Source organism: Methylomonas sp. LL1 (assembly GCF_015711015.1).
Lineage (GTDB): Bacteria > Pseudomonadota > Gammaproteobacteria > Methylococcales > Methylomonadaceae > Methylomonas.
Map to the genome: position 1 here is coordinate 3,538,409 of NZ_CP064653.1, position 24,774 is coordinate 3,563,182.

Annotated in this window: 23 protein-coding genes; 17 read left to right on the forward strand and 6 right to left on the reverse strand. The window is 52.3% G+C overall.

Annotated features, from left to right (window positions below; all coding sequences use genetic code 11):
- The first annotated feature begins 143 nt into the window (after nt 1-143).
- From nth to IVG45_RS16520, 4 genes are all read left to right on the forward strand, one after another.
- On the forward strand, nt 144-779 hold the full coding sequence (gene nth, locus IVG45_RS16505) for an endonuclease III (protein WP_196434893.1): 636 nt from the start codon (nt 144-146) through the stop codon (nt 777-779).
- A gap of 102 nt (nt 780-881) precedes the next feature.
- Nucleotides 882-1,439 (forward strand): hypothetical protein, encoded by a 558-nt coding sequence (locus IVG45_RS16510; RefSeq protein ID WP_196434894.1) that lies wholly within the window; start codon nt 882-884, stop codon nt 1,437-1,439.
- Nucleotides 1,440-1,470: 31 nt separating this feature from the next.
- Nucleotides 1,471-2,322: an HvfB family MNIO-type RiPP peptide maturase gene (locus tag IVG45_RS16515; protein ID WP_196434895.1), complete on the forward strand. Its 852-nt coding sequence runs from the start codon at nt 1,471-1,473 to the stop codon at nt 2,320-2,322.
- The gene (locus tag IVG45_RS16520; protein WP_196434896.1) at nt 2,322-3,083 is read left to right on the forward strand and encodes an HvfC family RiPP maturation protein; all 762 of its coding nucleotides are present in this window, start codon (nt 2,322-2,324) and stop codon (nt 3,081-3,083) included. The genes IVG45_RS16515 and IVG45_RS16520 overlap by 1 nt, the downstream gene beginning before the upstream one ends.
- Here IVG45_RS16520 and IVG45_RS16525 read toward each other — a convergent pair.
- Together IVG45_RS16525 and IVG45_RS16530 are read right to left on the reverse strand one after the other, a co-directional pair.
- Entirely contained in the window at nt 3,061-3,396 is a 336-nt protein-coding gene (locus tag IVG45_RS16525; RefSeq protein WP_196434897.1) for an ASCH domain-containing protein, read from the reverse strand. The genes IVG45_RS16520 and IVG45_RS16525 overlap by 23 nt on opposite strands.
- A gap of 364 nt (nt 3,397-3,760) precedes the next feature.
- Entirely contained in the window at nt 3,761-4,078 is a 318-nt protein-coding gene (locus IVG45_RS16530; protein WP_196434898.1) for a hypothetical protein, read from the reverse strand.
- Between the two features lie 270 nt (nt 4,079-4,348).
- On the opposite strand from IVG45_RS16530, the gene IVG45_RS16535 reads away from it, so the two are divergent.
- The 11 genes from IVG45_RS16535 (at nt 4,349) to IVG45_RS16595 (ending at nt 19,980) form a co-directional block, all read left to right on the forward strand.
- Nucleotides 4,349-4,642 (forward strand): STAS domain-containing protein, encoded by a 294-nt coding sequence (locus IVG45_RS16535; RefSeq protein WP_196434899.1) that lies wholly within the window; start codon nt 4,349-4,351, stop codon nt 4,640-4,642.
- Nucleotides 4,643-4,647: 5 nt separating this feature from the next.
- Nucleotides 4,648-6,807, forward strand: coding sequence for a chemotaxis protein CheA (locus tag IVG45_RS16540; RefSeq protein ID WP_196434900.1), 2,160 nt, complete (start codon nt 4,648-4,650; stop codon nt 6,805-6,807).
- A gap of 319 nt (nt 6,808-7,126) precedes the next feature.
- The gene (locus tag IVG45_RS16545; RefSeq protein WP_196434901.1) at nt 7,127-9,304 is read left to right on the forward strand and encodes a methyl-accepting chemotaxis protein; all 2,178 of its coding nucleotides are present in this window, start codon (nt 7,127-7,129) and stop codon (nt 9,302-9,304) included.
- A 9-nt stretch (nt 9,305-9,313) separates the two neighbouring features.
- A complete protein-coding gene (locus tag IVG45_RS16550) occupies nt 9,314-9,862 on the forward strand; it encodes a chemotaxis protein CheW (protein ID WP_196434902.1) in 549 nt (182 codons plus the stop codon).
- Between the two features lie 135 nt (nt 9,863-9,997).
- Nucleotides 9,998-12,409, forward strand: a complete 2,412-nt coding sequence (locus tag IVG45_RS22700) for a methyl-accepting chemotaxis protein (protein WP_230874618.1) — start codon at nt 9,998-10,000, stop codon at nt 12,407-12,409.
- 114 nt (nt 12,410-12,523) lie between these two features.
- Nucleotides 12,524-14,689: a HAMP domain-containing methyl-accepting chemotaxis protein gene (locus tag IVG45_RS16570; RefSeq protein WP_230874619.1), complete on the forward strand. Its 2,166-nt coding sequence runs from the start codon at nt 12,524-12,526 to the stop codon at nt 14,687-14,689.
- Nucleotides 14,690-14,701: 12 nt separating this feature from the next.
- Nucleotides 14,702-15,556, forward strand: a complete 855-nt coding sequence (locus IVG45_RS16575; protein WP_196434903.1) for a CheR family methyltransferase — start codon at nt 14,702-14,704, stop codon at nt 15,554-15,556.
- An 88-nt stretch (nt 15,557-15,644) separates the two neighbouring features.
- On the forward strand, nt 15,645-16,085 hold the full coding sequence (locus tag IVG45_RS16580) for a VOC family protein (protein WP_196438063.1): 441 nt from the start codon (nt 15,645-15,647) through the stop codon (nt 16,083-16,085).
- 10 nt (nt 16,086-16,095) lie between these two features.
- On the forward strand, nt 16,096-17,250 hold the full coding sequence (hemW, locus tag IVG45_RS16585; protein ID WP_196434904.1) for a radical SAM family heme chaperone HemW: 1,155 nt from the start codon (nt 16,096-16,098) through the stop codon (nt 17,248-17,250).
- Nucleotides 17,251-17,298: 48 nt separating this feature from the next.
- On the forward strand, nt 17,299-17,937 hold the full coding sequence (gene pyrE / locus IVG45_RS16590) for an orotate phosphoribosyltransferase (RefSeq protein WP_196434905.1): 639 nt from the start codon (nt 17,299-17,301) through the stop codon (nt 17,935-17,937).
- Nucleotides 17,938-18,039: 102 nt separating this feature from the next.
- Nucleotides 18,040-19,980, forward strand: a complete 1,941-nt coding sequence (locus IVG45_RS16595; protein WP_196434906.1) for a dynamin family protein — start codon at nt 18,040-18,042, stop codon at nt 19,978-19,980.
- 168 nt (nt 19,981-20,148) lie between these two features.
- Here the strand turns inward: IVG45_RS16595 and speD are convergent, their stop codons facing one another.
- Nucleotides 20,149-20,928 (reverse strand): adenosylmethionine decarboxylase, encoded by a 780-nt coding sequence (gene speD, locus IVG45_RS16600; RefSeq protein ID WP_196434907.1) that lies wholly within the window; start codon nt 20,926-20,928, stop codon nt 20,149-20,151.
- A 4-nt stretch (nt 20,929-20,932) separates the two neighbouring features.
- Nucleotides 20,933-21,352, reverse strand: coding sequence for an OsmC family protein (locus tag IVG45_RS16605; protein ID WP_196434908.1), 420 nt, complete (start codon nt 21,350-21,352; stop codon nt 20,933-20,935).
- Nucleotides 21,353-21,479: 127 nt separating this feature from the next.
- Here IVG45_RS16605 and crp point away from each other — a divergent pair, with 127 nt between their 5' ends.
- Together crp and IVG45_RS16615 are read left to right on the forward strand one after the other, a co-directional pair.
- Nucleotides 21,480-22,136, forward strand: a complete 657-nt coding sequence (gene crp, locus IVG45_RS16610) for a cAMP-activated global transcriptional regulator CRP (RefSeq protein WP_196434909.1) — start codon at nt 21,480-21,482, stop codon at nt 22,134-22,136.
- A gap of 75 nt (nt 22,137-22,211) precedes the next feature.
- Nucleotides 22,212-23,405, forward strand: coding sequence for an MFS transporter (locus IVG45_RS16615; RefSeq protein ID WP_196434910.1), 1,194 nt, complete (start codon nt 22,212-22,214; stop codon nt 23,403-23,405).
- Here IVG45_RS16615 and IVG45_RS16620 read toward each other — a convergent pair.
- Nucleotides 23,389-24,306 (reverse strand): peptidoglycan DD-metalloendopeptidase family protein, encoded by a 918-nt coding sequence (locus IVG45_RS16620; RefSeq protein WP_230874620.1) that lies wholly within the window; start codon nt 24,304-24,306, stop codon nt 23,389-23,391. The two genes, IVG45_RS16615 and IVG45_RS16620, sit on opposite strands and share 17 nt — an antisense overlap.
- 30 nt (nt 24,307-24,336) lie before the next feature.
- Nucleotides 24,337-24,681: an outer membrane protein assembly factor BamE domain-containing protein gene (gene bamE, locus IVG45_RS16625; protein WP_196434912.1), complete on the reverse strand. Its 345-nt coding sequence runs from the start codon at nt 24,679-24,681 to the stop codon at nt 24,337-24,339.
- Nucleotides 24,682-24,774: the final 93 nt, after the last annotated feature.

A 24,774-nucleotide genomic window follows, 5' to 3' on the forward strand; every position in this document is an offset into this window, starting at 1 on the left:
CACAACGGCGATTCGAAAGCAGGTTTGGCTTAGCGTCATTCACCAACAGGGCTAAATGCTGTCGAATTTGCGAGTCGCCCAATTTCCGATGACTACTCCTATAATGTCACTGACCTCACAAGCCTACTTGATAGATACTGGTAATGAACAATTCAATCCGATTGGCGATTTTCGATCGCCTCGCCGCCGCCATTCCGGAGCCGACCACAGAACTGAACTACAGCACGCCGTTCGAACTACTGGTCGCGGTGGTGTTGTCGGCTCAAGCCACCGATAAGGGAGTCAACAAGGCTACTGAAAAATTGTTTCCGGTTGCCAACACGCCTCAAACAATTCTGGCGCTGGGCGAGGACGGACTCAAGGAATACATCAAAACCATCGGCCTGTTCAACAGCAAGGCCGCCAATATCATCAAATTGTGCGAGGCGTTGTTAAGCCGGCATCACGGCCAGGTGCCGCAAAGCCGTGAAGCATTGGAAGCGCTGGCCGGCGTCGGCCGCAAGACCGCCAATGTGATTTTGAACACGGCCTTCGATCAGCCGACCATCGCGGTTGACACCCATATTTTCCGAGTCGCCAACCGCACTGGCTTGGCACCCGGCAAGAATGTGCTGGAAGTGGAGAAAAAACTGGATAAAACCGTACCCAAGCAGCATAAAAAAGATGCCCATCATTTGCTGATTCTGCATGGCCGCTATGTGTGCGTGGCTCGAAAACCGCGCTGCCCAAGCTGTTGCATCGCCGATTTATGCGAGTTTAAGGAAAAAACCTGGCAGTGAGTTTACAATGGAGGAGACTGAACTTAAGGATGAAGCATTGGTCGCAGATGCTCGGCCTTTCAGCTGAAGCCAAATAATAAAAAACTTGAGAGAGGATACATCATGAAAAAATTCAACAAAACTCCTTTAACACTGGCGATGGGTACGGCGGTTATCTCCGGCTTTGCGGTCAATGCCAATGCCGAATCCAATCCGTTTGCGATGAATGAGTTGTCTAGCGGTTACATGGTGGCGGCTGCCTCCAACAAAAGCAGTCACGGCGCTTGCGGCGGGAATGTCGCCGATGCCAACGGCAATAAAATCAATGGCGCCCACAAGGAAGACAGCAAAATCGCCGCCAAAACCAAAAAAGCCGAGGGTTCCTGCGGTGAAGGCATGTGCGGTGGCATGATGCAAGGCGGCAAAATGAAAAAAGGCATGGAAGGCATGTGCGGCGAAATGATGAAAGGCAAGGAAGGCGCTTGCGGCATGATGGGCGGCATGGGTGGTATGAATCATGGCGATGATCAAAAGGCCAAAACCGAGGAAGGCAGCTGTGGCGCCATGATGAAAGGCGACGACGCTAAAAAAGGCGCTGAAGGTTCCTGCGGCGGCATGATGAAGGGTGGCGAAGGTAGCTGCGGCTCCAAGGTCGATGCGGATAAAGCCGCCGGCGAATAAGCCCGGTGCTTTGATCTGATATTTCTCGGCCATGGATAAGCAAAACACGCTTGTTAACGATGCCGGTTTAGGATTACGGCGGTCTTTTCTGAACGAGATCGTCGTTAATCCGCCCGCCAATGTTAGTTTTTATGAAGTGGCGCCGGAAAACTGGATGACCTTGGGCGGCAAGCTGGGCAAGCAGTTCCGGGCCATGACCGAGCGTTTCGATTTTATCTGCCACGGTTTGTCGTTATCGATAGGCAGTAGCGACGAGCTGGACGAAAACTTCGTCCGTGACCTGAAAAAGTTCATGGCCGAACACGGCATCAAGTTTTATAGCGAACACTTAAGTTATTGCAGTCACGACGGTCATTTATACGACCTGATGCCGATGCCGTTTACCGAAGCTGCGGTCAAGCACGTTGCCGGCCGGATTCGGCGGGTACAGGACATTCTCGAGCACAAAATCGCCATCGAAAACATTTCCTACTATGCCGCGCCCGGCCAAGAAATGTCGGAAATCGATTTTTTCAAGGCGGTGGTCGAGGAAGCCGATTGCAATGTGCTGATCGACATCAACAACATCTACGTCAACAGCGTCAATCACGTTTACGACGCCGAAACCTTTTTAAAAGCCATGCCGGGCCATCGCATCGCCTACGCCCATATAGCTGGCCATTATGTCGAGGCCGAGGATTTTCTGGTCGATACCCACGGCGCGCCGGTGGTCGATCCGGTCTGGGCCTTGCTGGACAAGGCTTATGAAGTATTCGGCGTGTTTCCGACCTTGCTGGAACGCGATTTTAATCTGCCTCCGTTGGCGGAATTATTGAGGGAAGTAGACACTATCCGAACCATTCAGCAACAGGCTTCCAGCCATCCCCCGCAGCGGGTTGCTTGATGAACGCGGGCTTCAAAACCAAGCAGGCCGAGTTTGCCGCCTATATTCGTGATCCCGATACCTATCCGGTCCCGGCCGATGTCGACCCGCGACGCATGGCGATGTACCGCGAGCTGTTTTTTAACAACATCGACAGCTTTGTCAGCAGCAATTTTCCGGTGATGCGGACGATATTGAACGATCAACAGTGGCAATCCCTGACGCGGGATTTTTTTGCTCGACATCGTTGCCGGACTCCGCATTTTTCCGAAATTGCCGAAGAATTTTTGGAATATCTGCAAAGCGAGCGCCAATCGGATCACGATTTCCCGTTTCTGCTGGAACTAGCGCATTACGAATGGGTGGAGATGGCTTTATCGATAGCAAAGGACACTCCGGTATTCGGCGAAGCGGCGTTTGTAGACGATGTGTTCAACCAAACCATCGCCCTTTCACCTTTGGCCTGGCCGTTGGTCTACCAATATCCGGTGGAACGGATAGGCCCGGACTACCTGCCTCAATCCGCGCCGGAACAAGCCACATATCTGATTGTTTACCGAGATCGTGACGACGAGGTACATTTCATGCAAACCACGCCGATCACTTACCATTTGTTGCTGTTGATAGAGCAGCAAGGCGGCATCGGCGGCGAAGCCAGTTTATGGGCTTTGGCGGCCGAATTGGCTGATCGGATCGATCCCCAGTCCCTGATGCAATTCGGCCAGCAAACCTTGCGGGAACTGGCCGACAAAGGCGTCATTATTCCGGCTGTTGCCGATTGAAGCGGTGCACCCACACTAGCGCATCCTCGTTCCACTCCATGCTGGCATGCATTTTCAGGATAATGTCCCTATACATCGCCAGACTCGGATAACCTTCCGCCCGAGCGTCGGCATCGGTCATATCGCCGATACGTTGCCGGTCAACGCCGGTGACTACGAACGAAACCCCCTCCAGTACGAAGGTTTCGCCGGGATAAGCGTATAAGCCATCGCGGCGTTGCTCGGTCTTTTGGCCATTGATGGCGGCCTCGACCAGTTTCGGATGGCGGATCAGGCGATCAATCTCGCAGGTTTTTTCAGGGTATGCGTTCACGGTAACTTGTGCCTTATCAATTAATCAGCCGGCAGCCTAATGCAAACGCCGGGTGCGATCAAGCAAATTGCATGGAAACTTGGTGGTGGGCCACGATATGCTGCAAATACTCCCAGGCTGCGACAGTAAGCTTGCCGGGGCTCTCCCGGGGTGCCTTCGGAGCATGGTCCTACCTAAATTCTTCGTCTGTTGTATTCGTTTGCAGACAAAATGTCGGAAATTTCTCAGAGAAATCCTTGCTGAAAAATCAGGATATGCCGATTGTTGTGTTGTTTCGATTTGTCTATTTTATATGTTGAGGAGTTCACCAAAATTAACTTCCCGATGTTCAATTGACGGTTACCAGCTTAGTCAGGGTATCTTTTTAAATTGCCATACCTGCATGCCCTCTAGGGAAAATGGATTGCCGGAGTCGTAGACCGCCAAGCAAATCCAGACTCCAGCGTGCCTCCTTGGCTCTGAATATCCGCTCTTGTGCCCGGTTGATAGGACCAACTTCTGAATAATCCGACAAATAACTAAGTTGGAGTTCTTGAATTGTCCTAATTACAAGGAACTTGAGGACGAACAGCTTATATCTGACATCGGCATCGTTTTGACTTGAGCGAGTCAATCTGTCGGCTAGGATAAAGGCGGTTTCACCCTCGATTAAGATGGATCGACCAGAAAGTTTAGCTGACATTTTTATGTCCAAATGTCTAACATGGACTATAGTGACTGCAGTCAAGGATGCCAAAAATGGCGTGGCACAAGTTCATTGCGCTACTCGTGTTGAATACCCGTAACCGGGCGACCAAGAGGCCAAACTTGACCGACAAATCATTCCACATAGAAAATACTGCGCGACAATTGCCACACCTATTCTGTGGTAAAAGCAAATATAAGGCGCACGACCAAAGCGGCTTCAGCTTTTTGCCTTATGCGCTTTCAACCTTAATTCAGGAGTACGCAAATGCAAACCCTGGCTATTGATGGCGAATTAACCATTTTTACCGCAGCCAAGCGGAAACCTCATTTACTTGAATTTTTGAAATCCGCCGACGAGCTGGAGCTCAATCTTGCGGCTGTCACCGAAATCGACACGGCGGGCCTGCAACTACTGATTTTATTGAAGCGCGAAGCCGCTCGAGCAGGAAAAAGCCTGAGTTTTGTGATGCACAGCAACGCCGTGCTGGAGACATTGGAGCTTGCCAATCTCACCAGCTCGTTTGGCGATCAGGTTATGCTGACCCGCGGCCAGGAGTAATCAGGATGAACTTCGATGCGGAAATGCGCGATGCGCTTAAAACCTTCACCGTCGAAAGTCTCGAACTATTGCAGGATATGGAAGACGGATTACTTGGCCTGGAACAAGACCCGGATCCCGCCGAACGCATTAATGCCATATTTCGAACCGCTCACACCATCAAGGGTTCCGCCGGTCTGTTCGGGCTGGATCATATCGTCGCCTTCACCCATGTGGTGGAAAGCGTGCTCGATAGCTTGCGCGACGGTAAATTGTCGGTCACCTCGGAACTGGTCGCCGCGCTACTGCCTTGCCGCGATCATATTTCCGTGTTGATAGGCTGCGTTGCCGACGGCCAAACCGAGGAAGACTCTACGCTGACAGCCGCCGGCCGGCAACTGCTGGACGGATTACAGCCTTTTTTGAATTCCAGGCCGAACAGCAGCGTAACTGCGGTTGCCCAGCCTGACGACAAGGTCGAGGCCGTCGGTGGAGGGGTTATCGAAGCCGGTAACTGGCATCTATTCCTGCAATTCGGCGAAAACAGCCTGCGCGATGGCATGGATCCCTTGTCGTTTATTCGCTATCTGGCAACCTTGGGCGAAATCGTGCATATAGCAACCCTCAGCCATTCGATACCGGATGCGGAGAATATGAACCCGGAAAACAGTTACCTGGGTTTCGAAATTATCTTGAAAAGCGATGCGAGCAAGGAAACCATCGACAGGGCATTCGATTTCGTCCGCGACGGCAGCCACATTCACATCTTGCCGCTGGAAAATCGTATCCCCTATTACGTCGAACTGATCGAGTCGCTAACGGAAGACAACGCCCAACTCGGCGAACTGCTGATCAAAAGCGGGGTGATTACCCAACGCGAACTGGAACAAGGTCTGAAAACGCAACAAACTCAAGCTGAAACCTTGCCGGAAAACGCCCGCATCGGCGAAATTCTGGTGGATCAGCAAGTGGTACAGCAGCCATTGATCGATGCCGCGCTGGAAAAACAAAAACAGCTTAAGGATACTAAAGCCCGCGAAAACCAAAGCATCCGGGTCGACGCCGAACGCCTGGACAAATTGATAGACTTGATCGGCGAATTGGTGATTTCCACCGCCGCCGCCAGCCTGCGTGCTCAGCAAATTGGCGATGTAGCCTTACAGGAAACCAATGCCGGCGTAATCAGCCTGGTCGAGGAAGTGCGCGACAGCGCGTTGCAATTGCGGATGGTGCCGATAGGTACCACCTTCAGCCGCTTTCAGCGCGTGGTACGCGATGTCAGCAAGGAACTGGGCAAGGACATCAAGCTGGTGATCAGCGGCGCTGAAACCGAAGTCGATAAATCGGTGGTCGAAAAAATCGGCGATCCGTTGATGCATCTGGTGCGCAACGCGATGGACCACGGCATCGAACGCGCGGAGATCCGCGCCGAACGCGGCAAACCCGTGCAAGGCACCTTGCGGCTCAACGCTTATCACAGTTCCGGTAACATTGTGATCGAAGTCGGCGACGACGGCGGCGGATTGGACCGCGATAAAATCATGGCCAAGGCGGTCGAACGCGAACTGATACCAGCGGGAGCAACGCTCAGCGACCAGGAAATTTACGCGCTGATCTTCGAACCCGGTTTCTCCACCGCCGACCAGGTGTCCAGTTTGTCGGGACGTGGGGTCGGCATGGACGTGGTCAAACGCAACATCACCGAATTGCGCGGCATTATTCATGTCGACAGCCTGCCCGGCCAAGGCACCACGCTACGCATCCATCTGCCGCTGACGCTGGCGATCATCGACGGTTTCCTGGTCGGCGTCGGCGATACCTCGTATGTGATTCCGCTGGATCGGGTGGTGGAATGCGTGGAGCTGCCGGTCGACGACAACCGTGACTACATGGAACTGCGTGGCGAAGTGTTGCCGTTTATCCGCTTGCGCAATCTGTTCCGTAAAAGTGGCGGATTGGCGCGGCGGCAAAACGTCATCGTCGTCGAGCATCTCGACCTGAAAGCCGGCTTGGTGGTCGACAAATTGATGGGAGAACTGCAAACCGTGATCAAACCCTTGGGCAAATTGTTCGGCCACGTACAGGGTATCGGTGGGTCGACCATCCTCGGTAGCGGCGAAGTCGCGCTGATTATCGATGTTCCGACCATGCTTAGACAGCAAGAACAAGGTTCCGCAGCCGGCTGAGTTGGGTTAATGCCAACGCGGGACGGAATGCGTATCCCGTCCCGAATATTTCGATTTAGCGCTAAATACAGGCAAACGTTTGGGGGCGGTGACTAGGATTTGGTTGGAAATAATTTCCTTGAATTGATTGTAGGGGCGATTTTAATCGCCCTGGGCGAAAGAATTCAGCCTACAGGATATTCGAATATCGGGAACTTATTTTTGACGGAATCCTAAGTTGCCCCGCTAGGATGTAGGGCGAACGCCCATAAGCGATCCGCCCGTTAGGATTCATCACGAGGGTTTGTTGGTTCCTCTGTCATTGATCGGGAGAAGAAACATGTTTAAAAATATGAAAATCGGGATGCGACTCGGCCTAGGGTTTGCCGTGGTGTTGCTGTTGATGGTGGTTTTGACTTATGAAGGCCTCGGTGGCTTGTCGACTATCAATGGCAAGCTGGATAAAGTCCTGGATGAAAACAACGTTAAAACCGCCCTTTGCAATACCATGGCCGAGAATACCCATATTGTTACGCGTGTCATTCGGACCCTCATTTTGGTGACAACGGATGACGAGATGCGGACGGAAAAGGAAAAAATCGATAAGGCGCGAGCCGCCTATAACAAAGCCAGAGAGGAGCTGGAAAAGTTTCCGGCCAGTGAAAAAGGCCAGGCGATCAGGAAAGCCATCGACGACGCGGCCGAGGCAGCCCGCGAAGTGAACAACAAGGTCATCGAACTGGCGCTGGCCAATAAAAATGCCGAAGCGACCGAGTTACTGATAAAAACCGCCGCGCCGCTGACCAATAAATGGCAGGAGGCCATCGATGACAATCTGCAACGTCAGATCGAGAACAACGAAGCCGATGACAAGGCCGCCGAGGAGGCCTATAACGAGGTGCGCAGCCTGATGTTCCTGTTGGGCGGTATCGCCATCGTCATGGGCGTCGGTATTGCATTCTGGGTGACGCGCTCCATCACAGTACCCCTGAACACCGCGATGGATACCGCCCAAAAAATTGCCGCCGGCGATTTGTCTTCCAATATTCAGGTCAACAGCAGCGATGAAACCGGCCAGTTGCTGGCGGCGATGAAAGCCATGACCGACACGCTGAAAGGCGTACTGGCCGACACCGATATATTGATCAAGGCCGCCGCCGTCGGCGAACTCGAAACCCGTGCCGATGCCAACAAATACCAAGGCGATTTTCGCAAATTGGTACAAGGAGTCAACGATACCATTACCAACATTGCCGAACCACTGAAAGTGACCTCCGGCTATGTCGACCAGATTGCCAAGGGCATCATTCCCGCCAATATCACCACGGACTACAAGGGCGAATACCGAGTAATCCGGGATAACCTCAACACATTGGTCAAGATGATGGGCGATCTGCTGGCGCAGACCGATGTCATCATTCAGGGCGCCACTAGTGGCGTGCTGGATAAACGCGCCAACGCCGACATGTTTCAGGGCGGCTGGAATCAATTGGTGGCCGGCATCAATAAAACCCTGGATGGCATCGTGTTGCCGATCAATGAAGTGGTCGAAGTGTTGACGCAGGTGGAACAAGGCGACCTGACCCGCACCGTCAAGGGCAACTATCAAGGCCAGCTCGGCGACTTCAAGGACACTGTCAATAACACCATCGCCAAACTCTCGCAAACCATCGCCGAAGTGATCAGCGCCGCCGATCAGCTTGGCAATGCGTCCGAGCAAATCAGCGCCACCTCGCAATCCCTGTCGCAAGCTTCCAGCGAGCAGGCCTCCAGCGTCGAGGAAACCAGTTCCAGCATCGAGCAAATGGCGGCCAGCATTAACCAGAATACCGAAAACGCCAGGGTCACCGACGGTATGGCCAGCAAGGCTTCGCAGGAAGCCAGCCAAGGCGGCATCGCCGTCAAGCAAACCGTGGAAGCAATGAAAAGCATCGCCGGCAAAATAGGCATCATCGACGATATCGCCTACCAAACCAATATGCTGGCGTTGAATGCCGCTATCGAAGCCGCTCGTGCCGGCGATCACGGCAAGGGTTTCGCGGTGGTGGCGGCCGAGGTGCGCAAATTGGCCGAACGCAGCCAGGTGGCGGCCCAGGAGATCGGTGAGTTGGCGGAAACCAGCGTCAAAACCGCCGAAAGCGCCGGCCAATTGCTGGATGCCATCGTGCCCAGCATCGCCAAAACCTCCGATTTGGTGCAAGAAATCGCCGCTGCTTCACAGGAGCAATCGGCCGGAGTCGGGCAGGTCAACACCGCGATGAACCAGATGAACCAGATTACTCAGCAAAATGCGTCGGCCAGCGAACAACTGGCGGCCACCGCCGAGGAAATGACCGGCCAGGCCGAACAACTCCAAAATCTGATGAGCTTTTTCAAAATCGGCCAGGACAGTAAATCCGGCTTTAGACATTCCGGTACGAAAGTCGATAAAAAAGCCGACAGACCCAAACAGATTTTGCAGGTTAACCGTGTCGGCGGCGATGGCGACATTAATGCAAGCAAATTTGAACGTTTCTAGGAGCGGATCATGTCAGTCATCGCAACTAACGACCAATTACCGGCCGTGCTGGCGGAAAACCGGCTTGCCGGTGCCGGCCAATACCTCACCTTCGTGCTCGGCAGCGAGGTCTATGCGCTTGGGATTTTGCACATCAAGGAAATTATCGATTACGGCAATTTGACCGAAGTGCCGATGATGCCGGCCTGCGTGCGTGGCGTAATCAACCTGCGCGGTAGCGTGGTGCCGGTAGTCGATCTGATGGCGCGTTTCGGTAAAGGCAATACCTCGATTGCCAAGCGCACCGGTATTGTCATCGTCGAAACAGTTGGTCAATCCGCCGATAATCAGCAGGATATCGGCATCATTGTCGACGCAGTCAACGAAGTGATCGATATAGCCCGGCAAGACATAGAGCCTCCGCCCAGTTTCGGTGCCGGCATCAGGCCGGAATTCATCAACGGCATGGCCAAACGCAACGACCGCTTCATCATACTGCTCGACGTCAATAAGGTCTTGTCGGTGGAAGAGATGGTGGCTTTAGGCAAAAGCGGCGATAGGCTTGCCGCTCCGGAATAAATAGGCACAATTTATTTCGAAGTACCCGATCCGATTCATCCCGCAACATAAGATGGAGAGAGTCGGATGATCCTGAACTTGAGTTATAGGCTTGATGAATGAAGCGCATCCGTCAGAGAGGGGAAGGAATAAAGCATGAAAAATATCAAAATTGCAGCCAAGCTCGGCCTTGGTTATGGCATGGCTATCTTGATTCTGTTGGCAATTGGAGGGTTTTCCTTTCTAACTTTGGACAAGGCCGACACACAGTGGCATAGCTTCGAAAACAATGACATCGTCAAGAAGGACTTGATCGCCAATGGCAACCGTACCCTGGGCGATGCGATTCACCATTTCAAAAACTATCTGCTGCGCGGCGCCCAATACGACCGGAAATTCTCATCTGATATCGAAGCCCTCAAGCGCATTGTCGCTTCCTATCGAGCCATTGCCAAAACCACCGACGAAGAGCGCGCATTGCTCCGAGAGATCGATGCGGCGGCGGATGCCTATCTGGCGGATATGGGAAAACTGGTTCAATTGCGGGGCGATGGAGCTAACATCGAGGCTTTGGACACGGGCATCAAGGGCGCGGACAAACCTATTTATGCCGCATTCGAACAGTTGCAAATTCTGTCCGCAAAACAATTCAGCCAGTCGACTCAAGAATTTGGCGAGGCATTGGATAATGCCAAGGCCATTATCGGAGTCATGATGCTGCTGGCCTTGGTACTGATGGCCGTACTGTCGGCAAGCATCACCTCGGCGATTACTCGGCCGCTACGGAATGCGCTGGAAGTGGTCAATCGTATTTCCGAGGGCGATTTTCGCAATAGCCTCGACATCAACCGCAAGGACGAAATCGGCCAGTTATTGGCCGCCATGAAACGGATGAGCGATACGCTAACAAGCGTGCTGCTTGATACCGATAACCTGATAGAAGCCGCTTCGGTGGGTAAACTCGATGCGCGGGCCGATTCGGATCAATACCATGGCGATTTCCGCAAACTGGTTGCCGGCCTCAACCAGGCTATCGCTACCATTGCCGAACCGGTCAAATTAGCCTCGGTCTATATCGATCAAATTGCCGTGGGTATGATCCCCGCCACTATCACGACCGATTACAAGGGCGAATACCGGGTCATTCGCGATAATCTCAACATCCTGGTTAAGCTAATGGGCGACTTGCAGGCCCAGATCGACATCATCATTCAGGCGGCAAGCGATGGCGAACTGGATAAACGCGCCGATGCCGAGATGTTTTCCGGGGACTGGAATAAATTGGTAAAAGGCATCAATCAATCCCTGGATTGTATTGTTCTGCCAATCAACGAAGTCATAGAGGTTTTAGCTCGGGTCGAACAAGGCGATTTGACGTATAGCGTCAAGGGTAACTACCAAGGCCAGCTCGGCGATTTTAAGGACACCGTCAACAACACAGTCTCGCAACTATCACACACCATGGAAGAAGTCGTCGACGCGGCCGACCAGTTGGGCAATTCTTCCGGCCAGATCAGTTCCACGTCGCAATCCCTATCTCAGGCAACCACCGAACAGGCGGCCGGCGTCGAGGAAACCACCTCGAGTATCGAACAGATGGTATCCAGCATCAAGCAAAATGCCGAGAATGCCCAAGTCACCGACAGCATGGCGGGCAAAGCCTCCAAGGAGGCTATCGAAGGCGGCGAGGCGGTGAAACAAACCGTGGAAGCGATGAAGGTTATCGCCGATAAAATAGGTATTGTCGATGACATCGCCTATCAAACCAATATGTTGGCCCTGAACGCCGCGATCGAAGCCGCTCGCGCCGGCGATCACGGCAAAGGCTTCGCGGTAGTGGCGGCGGAGGTGCGCAAACTGGCCGAACGCAGCCAGATCGCGGCCCGGGAAATCGGGCAACTGGCGGAAACCAGTGTCAGTACCGCGGAGAATGCCGGGCAACTGCTGGATGCCATCGTACCCAACATCGCCACGACCTCGACCCTGGTAAGGGAAATCGTTGCCGCGTCGCGGGAACAATCCTCCGGGGTGGTACAGATCAATACCGCAATGAACCAGATGAACCAGATCACGCAGCAAAACGCCTCGACCGCCGAAGAGCTGGCGAGCACCGCCGAGGAAATGACAGGCCAGGCCAAGCATCTGCAAACGTTGATGAGTTTTTTCAAGATCGGACAGCATACCAACGCGGGCATGGCCGGAGCGGAGATTGATATCGACTTGAATGAAGCCATCCAGGCGCATGGCGAATGGAAAACCAAATTGGGCAATGCGTGCCAATTCAGAGAACACATGGATAGCGCCACCATCAGCCGCGACGACTGCTGCAAACTTGGCAAATGGCTGCATGGCAAGGCCAGGCGCGATTATCGGCAACTGGGCGGTTATTCGGATTGTGTAAAGAAACATGCCGCTTTCCACCGCGAGGCCGGCAAGGTGGCCGAATTCATTAATAGCGAGCAGTATGCCGTGGCTGAAACCATGCTGAAGAACGGTAGCCGGTATGCCTCGGTATCCGCCGAGGTCTGTAAGGCTATTGTGGCGTTGAAGAAAGAAGCGGGCTTGTAACCGGGTGCAAAAAAGAACCTGTAAGCCATGGCCGGCCGGATCATATTTCAGGGCCGATTGGTTGCCACCATCAAGATTAGCAACTGAACGGAAGAGCTAACAAGGGAGGGGGTTATGTTTAACAACATGAAATTAGGGGTACGTATCGGCTTAGGGTTTCTGATTGCGCTGTTTTTCCTGATTACTACCGGTATCAATAGCGTCGGCAATTTGAAATCGGCAAATCAGGGTTTGAAAACGGTTTATGAAGACCGAGTACTACCGTTGAAAGGGCTTAAAGTCATCGCGGATGCCTATGCGGTCAGCGTGATAGACGCCGTTAATAAAACCAATGCCGGTCTTATGAACGCGGAGGATGCACTAAAGAGCATTCAGGATGCCGACCGACTGATTAAACAAGAGTGGGATGCCTATATGGCTACCGAGTTGACGGTGGAGGAAAAAAGGCTGGCGCAACAAGCTAAAACGTTGTTCGATGCGGCCAACCGGGATATTCAGCACCTGGTATCGGCTCTATCCGGCAAAACCGGGAATATTCAGGGACAATTGGCGGTATTCGACGGGCCGTTATACGCGAATATCGATCCTATCGGCGGCAAGGTCACCGAATTGATCGAATTACAACTCAGGGTAGCCGAGCAGGTCTATCAAACCGCTTCGGCTGAATATCGCGATACGCTGAAGCTGACTATCGCGATAATTATTGCCGCTGTTGTTATCTCACTATTGACCGGTTTTGCGATCACGCGTAGCGTGACTAGGCAGTTGGGCGGAGAGCCGGATTTCGTCGCCACGCTGGCCAATAAAATTGCCGCCGGCGACCTGACTACCCGGATCGATCTGAAGCCCGGCGATGCCGCCAGCGTGATGGCGGCGATGAAAAGCATGGTATTTGCCATTCAGGCGCTGGTTGACGATATGGCCGAGTTGTCCAAGGCGGCGGTGGAAGGCAGGTTGGAGTCGCGCGCCGATGCCGGCCGGCATCGGGGCGATTACCGCAAGATCACCGAAGGCGTCAATGCCACGCTGGATGCGGTGATAGGGCCGCTCAACGTAGCGGCCGATTATGTCGACAGTATCGCCAAGGGCCGGATCCCAGCTAAAATCACTGATTCCTACAACGGCGATTTCAACATCATCAAAAACAACCTCAACACCTGCATCGACTCTATTGATTTGATGCGCGCCGATGTGCGCACCCTTTCGATTGCAGCGCTTGAAGGACGGTTGACCACGCGCGCGGATGCTAGTCAACATCAGGGTGCCTACGGAAAAATCATTCAGGGTTTCAACGATACCCTAGACAGCGTGATACAGCCTATCAATGAGGTGGTGGAGGTGTTGGCCCGAGTGGAACAAGGCGATCTGACGCATAGTGTAAGCGGCAATTACCAGGGGCAGCTCGGCGATTTCAAGAACACCGTCAACACAACCATTGCCAAACTCTCGCAAACCATTGCCGAAGTCATCAGCGCCGCGGAGCAACTGAGTAATGCGTCCGAACAAATCAGCGCCACCTCGCAGTCATTGTCGCAAACCTCCAGCGAACAGGCCGCCGGTGTCGAGCAAGCCAGTTCCAGTATTGAGCAGATGTCGGCCAGCATCAATCAAAATGCCGAGAACGCCAAAATCACCGATGGCATGGCCGGTAATGCTACACGGGAAGCCGGCGAAGGCGGCGCCGCGGTCAAGCAAACCTTGGAAGCGATGAAAAGCATAGCCGGCAAGATTGGTATCATCGACGACATCGCCTATCAGACCAACATGCTGGCGTTGAACGCCGCGATCGAAGCGGCCAGGGCGGGCGATCAAGGCAAGGGGTTCGCGGTGGTGGCCGCCGAAGTGCGCAAACTGGCGGAACGTAGCCAACTGGCGGCCCAGGAAATCGGCGAACTGGCCGGAACCAGTGTCAGAACGGCTCAAACCGCCGGTCAGTTACTGGATGATATTGTCGGCAGCATCGTCAAAACCTCGGGTCTGGTGCGGGAAATCTCCGCCGCATCGGGGGAACAATCGGCGGGCGTCAATCAGATTAACCTCGCGATGAACCAGATGAACCAAATTACTCAACAAAATGCGGCGGCCAGTGAACAACTGGCTGCCACCGCCGAGGAAATGACCGATCAGGCCGAACAGTTGCAAAACCTGATGAGCTTTTTCAATATCAGCCTCGCCAAGGGCGATTCGGGATTTTCGGTGCCGAAAACCGGCAAGAAGAAATCCGCCATATTATTGGCATTCGATCGCAGTAGCGTCGGCGGTAAATTCGGTCGGTTCTAGGAGGCACCGAACATGTTGCTATCCGAATCTGTATTTCAACCGGAAACCTACGGTCCGCCGGTTTTGCAAAAACACGAGTTTTGCTGGATAAGAGAATATTTGTATAAAACGGCCGGCATTGCGCTGAACGATAGCAAACGCGCGCTGGTATCGGGGCGGCTGGACAAACGCTTGCGTCATCACGGCATGTCCAGTTATGGCGAATATTTCCGATTAATTGGCAAGCCAGGGTTCGAACGGGAAACGTCGATAGCTATCGATCTGCTGACAACCAACGAAACCTATTTCTTTCGGGAACCCAGGCATTTCGAGTTTTTGACGCGGCAAGTTTTTCCTCGGCTAGCGGCGGGCCGGCCGTTACGCTTTTGGAGCGCGGCCAGCTCCAGTGGTGAAGAGGCTTATACGATGGCTATGTTGGCGGCGGAATATTGCAAGACGCGGCAATGGGAAATTATCGGTACCGATATTTCCTATAGGGTATTGGAAAAGGCCAGAAAGGGTTTATATCCAATAAGCTGCGCCGAAAAAATACCGGTCCTTTTATTGAGAAAGTACTGTCTGAAAGGTAGCGGAGATTACGACGGTTTTTTTCTGATAAATTCGGCCTTGCGCAAACACGTCAAATTTATCCACGCCAATCTGAATGACAAGCTGCCGAACCTGGGCCGGTTCGACGTCATTTTTTTACGCAACGTTATGATCTATTTCGATATTCCGACCAAAGAGAGCCTGGTTCAGCGCATGCAGGCCTACTTGCGCCCCGGCGGTTATTTGATTGTCGGTCATTCCGAATCGCTGAATGGCATGAAAAACGATTTGCGGGTGGTTGCACCATCGATTTACCGCAAAATTGCCGACAAAGAGTGAATTACACCTCCTGTTTATGTCATCGGCATTTTTGCCGGCGACGGTTTTCACCGATAATACGGTAAATTTAACACCGGAGGATATTATCGTGCGTTATCTACACACTATGGTCAGGGTTAAAAATCTGGACGAATCGCTGGATTTTTATTGCAACAAGCTAGGCTTAGCCGAGGTACGCCGCATGGAAAGCGAGGCGGGCCGCTTTACCCTGGTTTATCTGGCCGCGCCGGCCGACCTCCCGCAAGCCGGTGAAAGCGATGCGCCGCTGCTGGAACTGACTTATAACTGGGATCCCGAAGATTACAGCGGCGGCCGTAATTTTGGTCACTTGGCCTTTGAAGTGGACGATATTTATCGGGTTTGCCAAACACTGATGGATCAAGGCGTCACCATCAACCGCCCGCCACGCGATGGCTGGATGGCGTTTATTCGCTCGCCGGATCAAATATCGATCGAATTATTGCAAAAAGGCGCGGCATTAGCGCCGCAAGAACCTTGGATCAGCATGGCCAATATCGGCGCTTGGTAAGGAGTAACTGTTGCCGCCGCTGAGTCTTTATATCCATTTCCCCTGGTGTATCCAAAAATGCCCGTATTGCGACTTCAATTCGCACGCGGTTAAAACCGGCATTCCGGAAATGCAATACGTGGCGGCATTGCTGGCCGATCTGCGCGCCGACTTAAGTTTGTTCGATACGCCACCAAGCATACACAGCATTTTTATGGGTGGGGGTACGCCTAGTCTATTTTCTCCGGCCGCCTTGCAACAGTTATTGGCCGGGGTGAAACAGCTGGCCGACTTGAGTTCGAACTGCGAAATCACGCTGGAGGCCAATCCCGGCACTTTCGAGAGCGCTAAATTCCAGGCCTTCCGTGACCTAGGCATCAACCGTTTATCGATAGGCATACAAAGCTTCAATGATAGGCATTTGAAATCGTTGGGGCGTATCCATGATGCCGAGCAGGCGGTTAATGCCGTAAACATTGCGTTGCGGGCGGGTTTCGACAATCTGAATCTGGATTTGATGTTCGGTTTGCCGGCACAAACCCAGGCCGAAGCCTTGGCGGATATTAATACCGCAATTTCGCTGAAGCCGACCCATATTTCGTTTTATCAGCTGACGCTGGAGCCCAACACTTATTTTTATAAATTCCCGCCTAAGCTGCCGGAAGACGAAAGTATTTTTGCACTGCAAAAAGCCTGTCAGCGAATACTTGCACGGAACGGCTATCGCCAATACGAGATTTCGGCCTATGCCAAGCCCGGTTATCAATCCCGGCATAATCGCAATTATTGGCAATTCGGCGACTACTTGGGCATAGGTGCCGGCGCTCACGGCAAGATCAGCCGGACTTTACCGCGCGACATCATTCGCACCGCCAAACCGAAAAGCCCGGAGCAATATTTGAAGCAAGACTATCCTTCGACTTTGTTTGGGGCGAATTCATCCAGCCGGGAAACGATTTCCATCGAGCAATTGCCGCTGGAGTTTGTCATGAATCATCTGCGCCTGAAGGAAGGTTTTAATTTGGACGATTACCGGGCCTTGACCGGCTTAGCCCCCGAAACATTGGAACCCGCCCTAACCGAATGCCTGAATCAGGGCTTGTTGATCAAACACCAGCAGCAGGTGTTTTGTTCCGAACAAGGTTGGGACTTTCTCGATGAAATTCTGGAAAAGTTCATTCCATGAAATCGCGCGGGTTATAATGCCCAGCCTGTCTGACCGGATAATATTTATATGCTTGAATATCAAAACCAGTTCATCCACTACGCCCTGGATTGCGGCGTGCTTAAGTTTGGCGAATTTCAATTAAAATCCGGGCGCATCAGTCCTTATTTTTTTAACACCGGCTTGTTCAACACCGGTGCCCAACTGGATAAACTGGGGCAATTCTATGCCCAGGCCTTGATCAATGCCCAGGTTGAAATCGATGTACTGTACGGTCCGGCCTATAAGGGTATTCCACTGGTCAGTACCACCTCGATTGCCTATTCACGCCTGCATCGCGATATCCCTTTCGCCTTCAACCGCAAGGAAGCCAAGGATCACGGCGAAGGCGGCATGTTGGTCGGCGCGCCATTACAAGGCAAAGTCTGGATTTTGGACGACGTCATCACGGCCGGTACTTCGGTACGGGAATCGGTCGAGATCATCCGCGCGGCGAATGCAACGGTGGCCGGTGTCGTGATAGCGCTGGATAGGCAGGAAAAAGGCCAAAATCAACTGTCCGCCGTACAAGAGGTTTCCCAGCAGTTCGGCATCCCGGTGATTGCTATCATTTCCTTAGCCGAAATCATCGAGTTCATCGAACACGACAGCCATTTTGCCGACAAGTTACCGGTTATCCGCGCTTATCGTCAACAATACGGCATTTAGTTTATGATGCGCGCGTACCTTCCGCTTATTCGTAATTAGTCTACAATTAGCGCTTATTATTCGCCCTCCTAGTAATGAGTACAGTTAGCAGAAAGGCTTGCCATGAGAAATCTGGAATTTAAAGAACAATTACACGAATATTCGAATTGGCGTGAGCAACTGATACAAGCAATCGAGATGTATCGGGAATGGCGAAACCGTTATAAATTCAGCGACCCACAAAGTACCGACACCTTGCTGAATATTCTGCAAGGTTTGAATATGGACCGAGTTACCCTAGCCTTCGTTGCCGAGTTTTCCCGTGGCAAAACCGAACTGATCAATGCCTTGTTTTTTGCCGAAACCGGCGTACGTCTATTGCCGTCTTCGCCCGGCCGCACCACCATGTCGCCGACTGAATTGTTCTGGGATGAAGCCGGCGGCAGTTATATCCGCTTGCTGAATATCGAAAGCCGTCTGGAAGATATTTCGCTGATGGATTTCAAACGCAATCCGGATCGCTGGACTCAAATCGGCCTTAATATCGACTCTCCCACCCAAATGCAGGAGGCCTTCAAGGAGCTGATCTCGGTCAAAAAAGTCAGCAAGGAAACAGCCGATAAACTGGGCTTGTGGAACGAACGCGAAGCGGCCGAACAAGGCATCATCAATCCCGAATTCGTCGAAGTGCCCTGCTGGCGGCATGCGCTGATCAGTTTTCCGCATCCCTTGTTGAAAGAAGGCTTATGCATCCTCGATACGCCGGGCCTGAATGCCTTGGGTACCGAGCCCGAGCTGACCCTCAGCATGCTGCCCAGCGCCCAAGCCATCGTGTTTGTATTGGCGGCCGATACCGGTGTCACCAAAAGCGATTTGGAAATGTGGAAAAGCCACGTGTGCAGTTCCAGGGGCCAACGCCGCCAAGGTTTGGCGGTGGTAATGAACAAGATCGACTCCATGTGGGACGATCTGGCCGGCGAAACCGGCTACGATGCCGCGATTCAAAAACAAATCGAGACCTCGGCCACCATTTTAAACTTGAACCAGGACGTGATTTTCCCCGTTTCCGCCAAGCAGGCCTTGTTGGCCAAGGTCAAGGGCGACGATACGTTACTGGAAAAAAGCCGCCTGAAAAAACTGGAGCACTATCTTTCCGAAGATATTTTGAATCAGCGCCGTGAAATTTTAAAAGGTGTGGTCGAAAAAGACATCGGCTTCTTGGTCAGCGAATCGATCAAGCTGATGAATACCAAAGTCGTCAATGCGTCCAAGCAGCTGGACGAATTCAAACAAATCGATTTCGAAAATCAGGAAATGACTGGCAAGCTGATGGCCGAAACCCGTGATCGTCAAAATGCCTACATGGCCAATATCGAAAACTTCCAGGCCAGCCGCAAGGTGTTTGCGGTACAGGCCAGAATGCTGATCGATTCGTTCTCCAAGGAGAAAATCGACGAAATCATTCAGCGCACCAAACAGGATATGAGTAAAAGCCTGACAACCTATGGCATGAAGCAAAACATGCGTAAGTTATTCGACGAACTGCGCGATTTGTTACAAGACTCGGTCGACATCACCGAAGAGACTCGTCGCCTGATCAAAGCCATCCACAAGAAATTTCAGGATGAATACGGCTTCAAGGAAATAGAGCCGCAACTGTTTTCAATCAAGCAATACCAGTTCGAACTGGAGCAGATCTTTGAAGAGGGCGAAGCTTTCCGCAACAGCGCCAGGACCACGATGACCGAACAAAGTCTGGTGGTTAACAAGTTATACAGCACCCTGATCGCTAAGGCTCGCACTATCTTGCAGCAGGCGCACAAGGACGCGGCAACCTGGAGCAACAGCGTGCTAACACCGTTGATGCACCAAATCAAGGATCATAAGAAACAGATCGAAAGCCGTTTAGTCATGCTGCGGAAAATCAACGAATCCAAAGGCACGGTCAGCGAAAGCATGGCCCAGCTTGAAGCCGAACTGGCGCCTTTGAAACAACAACGGCAAGAATTACTGGCCATTATCAGGGCCATGCAAATCAATATTACCGATGCCGAAACCATCTAAGGGTTTGGTTGCAAATAATGGCCTTAAATATAGATACGGCGGCGGTTTTTTAATCGCCATGGGCTTTAATCCATACCGTTAAGTTAAGGCTCGCTGTTCTGCTTGAAAGAATCCGGGCAATCCATGCCCATCAATGCCTTCTCCCGGAGGGAGAAGGCATTGAGACAATCAACTAAAATTACGGCCGTAGAAAATCTCGGCCATTTCGTCCTGTAATTGCTCCTGGATTTCCACCTTTTCATCTTCGCTGAAATTACTCTCTTTTTCGAACAAATAGTTCTCCAGCTCGGTTTCCTTCAGCATCATCTTGGTATGAAAGATGTTTTCCTGATACACGTTGACATCGATCATTTGATACAACTCTTTGGTGCTTTCGGCAATGTAATTTTGGATTGAGTTGATCTTGTGGTCGATGTAATGTTTTTGACCGGAAATATCCCGGGTAAAACCACGCACCCGATAATCCATGATGACGATGTCCGACTCGAAACTGTGAATCAGATAATTCAAGGCTTTCAGCGGAGAAATCTGTCCACAGGTCGATACGTCTATATCGGCTCTGAAGGTGCAAATATCGGTATCCGGATGGCTTTCCGGATAGGTATGTACCGTAATATGGCTTTTATCCAAATGCGCCAGAATCGTGTCCGGTAAAGGCCCGGGGGATTCGGAATTCATGCCGGCCGGGATCACCGCACCTTCGGAAATCAGCATGGTTACGCTGGCGCCTTGCGGATCGTAATCCTGGTGGGCAATATTCAAAATCTGCGCGCCGATAATGTTGGCGACATCTTTTAAAATTTGCGTCAGCCGCTTGGCGTTATAAGCTTCATCGATATATTCGATATAGGCTTTTTCCTGATCCTTGGGCGCATAACAAACATCGTAGATGTTAAAACTCAACGACTTAGTCAGGTTATTGAACCCGTGTAATTGTAATTTGCTCAACCGATCAACCCTCTATAACTTCAAAATCATGACTAATTTCCACGCCGGCCTTGCTCAGCATGATGGATGCCGAGCAATATTTTTCCGCCGATAATTTAACGGCACGCTCGACGGCGGCGGCCGGTAAGTTTCTGCCTACCACTTTAAAATGTAAATGGATCTTGCTGAATACGGCCGGCACGGCATCCACCCGTTCGGCGCTTAATTCAGCAGTACAATCGATGATGTCATGCCGGCCTTTTTGCAGAATATCGATCACATCGAATGAGGAACAGCCGCCGACACCCAACAAAATCATTTCCATCGGTCGCACCCCTATGTTGCGCCCGCCGTGATCCGGTGGCCCATCCATCACCACGGCATGCCCACTGCCGGACTCGCCGACAAATAACCTACCGTCAACCCATTTAACCGTTGCTTGCATGCTGAATTCCGCAAAAATAAAAATGCTGTAAATTTTACAACGATACCGCTAAATAAATTGTTTTTTTTGCAAAAACCCCATGTTTTGGGTAGGGTAGTGGAACTATACGGAAAAAATTATTACAACCATGAACTCGGTAAAAAAAAATAACAAGATTTCCCAGGCTGCCTTGGATGCATTTTTACATGTGTGCCATGTCCGCAGCTATCCAGCCAAATTGACCATCGTCAGGCCCGGAGACATCGGCGACAAGCTGTTGTTCGTGGTTGACGGCTCGGTTAGCGTCAGCGTCGAGGATAATGAAGGGCATGAATTGATTCTGGCCTATCTGAATAAGCACGATTTTGTCGGCGAGATCGGCGTATTTAAAAATGCCGAAGTGCGTAGCGCTTATGTAAAAACCCGCAGCAAATGCCATATGGCCGAAATCGGTTACGATCGATTCAAGATGCTGCTAAACACCGACCTACGCGAGCATGCCGTGGAAATTCTGACGGTGCTGGGCGAACAACTGTCCAGCCGCTTATTGATCACCAGCCGAAAATACCGCGATTTGGCCTTTATGGATGTCGAAGGCCGCATTGCCCGTACGCTATTGGATCTGACCAAGGAACCGGACGCGATCACCCATCCCGACGGCATGCAATTGCATATTACCCGCCAGGAAATCGGCCGGATTGTCGGTTGCTCCAGGGAGATGGCGGGTCGGGTGCTGAAGGAACTGGAAGACAAGGGCTTGATCACCGCTCACGGCAAGACTATTGTCGTTTTCGGTACACGTTAGTTTAGGACGTAAACAAGGCTAAAGACAGCATGGATTTAGCCTACCCCTGCTTACTCCAAGCCTATCCATAACCCCATGGAGCCCTCTCGACGACAGGTCTGGAGGCAGATCCCCAAAAGCGTCTGGGCGCTAGGTTTCGTTAGCCTGCTGATGGATATTTCATCGGAAATGATTCATAGCCTGCTGCCGTTGTTCATGGTGATCAACCTGGGTGCCAGCAGCACGACCATAGGCTTGATCGAAGGCGCGGCCGAAGCCACCGCATTGATAGTCAAAGTGTTTTCCGGTGTATTAAGCGACTATCTCGGCAAGCGCAAGGGACTGGCGTTGCTGGGTTATGGCTTGGGGGCGTTGACTAAACCCCTGTTTGCGATAGCCGGCGGCAGCGGCATGGTGCTCAGTGCCCGCTTGCTCGATCGTATCGGCAAGGGCATACGTGGAGCGCCTCGCGATGCACTGGTGGCGGATGTTACACCGCCGGCAATTCGCGGCGCGGCTTTCGGTTTACGCCAATCGTTGGATACGGTGGGAGCCTTTCTCGGCCCCTTATTGGCCGTGGGCTTGATGCTATTGTGGGCCGACGATTTTCGCGCGGTGTTTTGGGTGGCGACAATTCCGGGCGTGCTGGCGGTGTTGGTATTGTTTTTCGGTGTCCGGGAACCCGAAAATAGTCATACTCAACATCGCCGCAATCCGATCAGCCGTGAAAATCTGCGTCGTCTGAGTTCGGCTTACTGGCGCGTGGTGGCAATCGGCGCGGCATTTACCCTGGCTCGTTTCAGCGAAGCATTTCTGGTGTTGCGTGCCCAGCAAAGCGGAATTCCGATTGCCTGGGTACCCTTGGTGATGGTGGCGATGAATATAGTCTATGCCGCAAGCGCCTATCCTTTCGGCAAGCTCTCCGATGCTTATTGTCCGGCTAAATTACTCGGTTGGGGCCTGTTGGTTTTGATAGGCGCCGATCTGGTGTTGGCCAGCAATGCACATTGGGCAGTAGTATTGGCCGGGGTGATTTTATGGGGTATTCACATGGGCATAACTCAAGGTCTGCTGGCAAAAATGGTTGCCGACACCTCGCCTCAATATCTGCGTGGTACCGCTTACGGTTTTTTCAACCTGGTTAGCGGCATTGCGATGCTGATCGCCAGTCTACTGGCCGGCCTGCTATGGGACAGCTTCGGCGCATCGTCAACATTCTATACCGGCGCGATTTTTTGCCTGATGACCTTGTCGGCGCTAAAACTCGGCGGCATCAAGGTGGCGCATTGATGCCGAGCAACCAACGCCCTTGCCGCGGAACAAATGTATTATCGTCCGCATCGATAAATTCAAACGGCACCGACGCTAACTCCATGCCTCGATTGACTTGTACCGCAAAATGCAAATGCGGTCCGCTGCTAAAGCCGGTATTGCCGGAATAAGCGATCAACTCGCCGGCTTGCACCTGCAGTCCGGGATGAACCAAGGCTTTTTCCAAGGCCAGATGCGCGTAAACCGCCATCGAACCATCCTCGTGCAGAATATGAATGCTGTTTGCCTTGTCGGCAAAAGCTTGCTCGGTGCCGCCGGAGAAAAAATCATTTTCCACTTTCAGCACTATCCCTCCGCGCGCGGCATGTATTGGAGTACCGGTCGGCATCATGATGTCGACGGCATAACGATTTTGAACATCGGTGTGGCTAAAATCACCCTCGAAAGCTTGGGTAACCAGAAAGCGGCCGCCGGGCGCCACCGGCGGAAGATAAGCCGTGGTGCTGACATAATCCGGTAACGGCCGGCCTATCATATAGCGGAATTGCAAGGTAAATCGCCTGGACACGGTCTGGTCCACGGCCTTTACCGTAAAAAGATTTTTGGAGCGGCCCGGCTCCAACAGGAAACGTTGCGGCAATGGCGGGGTAGCCGTTACGCCGTCGTGCTCGCCCCAATCGACCGAGATTTCAACCGGCCCCGGATATTGGTTGATCGCATCAAAGCCAGGATTTTCTTTAGCGCCGGATTGCTCTAGCCAGACTCGCTGATTGGCCGCCGGCTTTAGTTGCCGCACTTCGACCTTTTGTTCGGTCGCCGGCGGTTTGTCGCTAAAGTACCAGCGGCCTTGCTGATCCTGGTACTTATAAAGCTTTTTCGCCGCGACCGTCGAACTGATCAGCAGCAGCGAAATCAGCAAAAACCTGCGTTTCAGCACTATTGGCGGGAATTATTTACGAGTCGAGCTAAAGGTATAGGAGCGGACGATGCCTTGCGGGTCAAAACGAATCAGCAAATCCTGGGTATCGTCGGCACCGAACACCGAATATTTATAAATGCCGTAAGTCCAGGTGGTCTTGCCGTCTTCCATGCCGGTGCGCCAGGGCCTGCCGAAAATTTCGGTGATTTCCTGCTTGGTGGTTTGACCGATTTTAATTTCCGGCACGCGCGATCCGGCGAACTCCTGGCCCACGGTAAAACAGCCCGTCAACTGAGTCGAAGCCAGTCCCCCCATTAACAGCAACGCAGTTAATCTGGCCGCTTGAGCGCTACGTTTAAGAAACAGTTTTTTCATGAAATGACCCTCTTTTGGTTGGATGATTGGTATACAGTGCCGAATGACTCTATCTTAGCCGCTACTTGCCACTATCCGAAACTGATTTTCGCC